This is a genomic window from Mucilaginibacter sp. P4_G9 (assembly GCF_056400985.1).
In genome coordinates this window covers 1-2,213 of sequence record NZ_JBFUKF010000606.1, presented here as the reverse complement: position 1 = coordinate 2,213, position 2,213 = coordinate 1, and the positions used below count along the sequence as shown (strand labels likewise).

The following is a 2,213-nucleotide window of genomic DNA, read 5'->3' as shown; positions in this document are numbered from 1 at the left end:
AGCAGCAGGCGCATCAATAGTAATGTCGGCGGTTTTTACAGGCGCCACTTTTAAATTTAATCTTTTTAGTGAAACCGGCTGTGCAGGTGCAGGCATTTCACCCAGGTCTTTTGAATCAACCGGTGGAACCGGCGGCGGCGGTGGCATTTTGTTTATGTCCGCTGAACCAACCGGTGGTACAGGTGGGGGTGGCGGCATTTTGTTAATATCCGCTGAACTAACCGGTGGTGCAGGCGGTGGCAGCTTGTGAAGTTTTTTTGCACCGGATTTTGGGGGGGCAGGTGGTGGTGGCGGTGTCATTTTATTCATATCGGCGCTGGGAGCCGGCGGCATTGGCGGCGGCGGTGGCATTTTAGGAAATATCAGCATTTTAGGGAACGAATAGCCATATTTTTCCTTCAGCATAGCCAGCTCTTCGGGTTTTGCTTTGCTTTTGTAATATTCTTTTTGATCGCCGTTTTTATCGGTAATAATAACCCTGAAATCGGTTTTGTTGTTGATGAGGTAGCCTGTTTCTTCGTAATTGTACCCTTTGGCTGTTGTAGCTTTTGTTTTAACCCGGCTCCTGGCAGATGTGTCGGCCGCGGTATTTGCGCTTTTAATTGTTGGGGTGCCTTTAGTAGTTGCGGGCAAAGCAGTATGCTTTGGTGCAATATCAACCCACCCATAATTTTTACTGAATGCCAATGTTGATGCACAAAGCATCCCCGCACATATAGGTACGGCCACCAGGTATTTTAGCCTTGCTAAATTACCCGAACGTTTTTGGTTTAACATAATGATCCTCTTTTTTAACAGGTTATAATTGAAAAATGAATGCGTTATGGACGAGCCATTAAGCCCGTAAGCATTATCAACCAGGAATGACGAGTAGGCCAGCGCATCTGTTTCATGAGCCGCAGTTTGCTCGTCGGCTATGTACTCGTGTATGGTTTTAAGGCTTATTTGCAACAGGTAAATGACGGGGTTAAACCAGTTGATAATTTTAATAACCTCGATAAAAACAATATCAAACGAGTGTTTTTGACGAATATGTACCAGCTCGTGCCGGATAATAATATCGCTGCCGCTGGTTTTTGTGCCGATAAAAAGGTAATTAAAAAATGAAAAGGCAGTATCTGTATCTTCAATATCTATCAGCTTGTACTTATTATCAATAAGCCTTTTACCCGATGTGGTTAGATTTATCAGTTTAAATAACTTGATAACCAGCAACAATGCCAATACCGATATTCCGATGATGTAAACACTCCATAATGCATCCTCCCAAGGGATGTAATAAGCCGTATCTGGTGCAGCGGCAGAACCGGCAGCCATTGTAGTTTGGTAGTTTACCAGGCTAATTTCCGCTGCGTTTTCTGCTGGTTTTAAAGCACCTATCTGCATTACAGGCAGGATGAAAGATACGATACAACTGAACAACAGGTAAGCCCGGTTGAGTGTATAATAGGTTTCCTTATTTAAAAACAGGCAATAGCAGGCGTAAAATACGGTAAGGTAAATGTTTGCTTCGAGGAGGTAATGCAGCCAGTTCATGATTGTTTTTTGCTTTTTAGGTTATCAATAAGGGACGTTAACTCGTCAAGTTCCTTCACACTGATCTTTTTTTCGTCGACAATAAATGATACCAGGCTTTGATAGGAGTTGCTGAAATAATTTTTCATCATCTTATCAAAAGTGAATTTTTTGTACTGATCATCGCTGATAAGCGGGTAATAAACATGCGAGTTGCCATAGGCCTTATGATCAATATAACCCTTACCTTCCAGTACCCGTACCACGGTTGATACGGTGTTGTAAGCAGGCTTAGGTTCGGGCATTTGTTCAATAATATCCTTCACAATGGCTTCCTTTAAAGTCCACAGTATCTGCATTATCTGCTCTTCGGCTTTGGTGAGTTCTTTAACATTCATAGCAAACTATTTTTATAGTTAAGTAAAGGTAAAACTATTTCTATAGTTTGCAAACTATTTTTATAGTTTTTTAAAATTGATGTGCAAATTTCAGATGTTGTCTGAACTGGAATTTTTAGAATTCATTGAATTAGTCGAATTTTAAAATTCTGAGAATTCTTTAATTCGGTGAATTCGGGTTCAGAAATCTGCACATTTGAAATCAGAATTTATTTGCTAATATTTTTAGGATTTGTATATTCGTGGTATTGATAGTGGCGTTTAATTTGCATATCTGCACATCTGAAATTTGCACATCTG

At 40.6% G+C, this 2,213-nt stretch carries 2 protein-coding genes; both read right to left on the bottom strand.

Annotation, left to right across the window (positions count from 1 at the left end):
* Window positions 1–1,536 (bottom strand): M56 family metallopeptidase (locus AC1DPZ_RS25840; RefSeq protein ID WP_477408900.1); only part of this gene is annotated, 1,536 nt, incomplete at its 3' end.
* Complete coding sequence (locus AC1DPZ_RS25835; protein ID WP_477408898.1) at window positions 1,533–1,913, bottom strand: BlaI/MecI/CopY family transcriptional regulator; 381 nt, start codon at window positions 1,911–1,913, stop codon at window positions 1,533–1,535. The genes AC1DPZ_RS25840 and AC1DPZ_RS25835, both read right to left, overlap by 4 nt.
* Window positions 1,914–2,213 lie beyond the last annotated feature (300 nt).

Bases quoted from the DNA above. Each gene is read 5' to 3' on its own strand.
- AC1DPZ_RS25835 (WP_477408898.1), bottom strand. From the start codon at position 1,913: ATGAATGTTAAAGAACTCACCAAAGCCGAAGAGCAGATAATGCAGATA.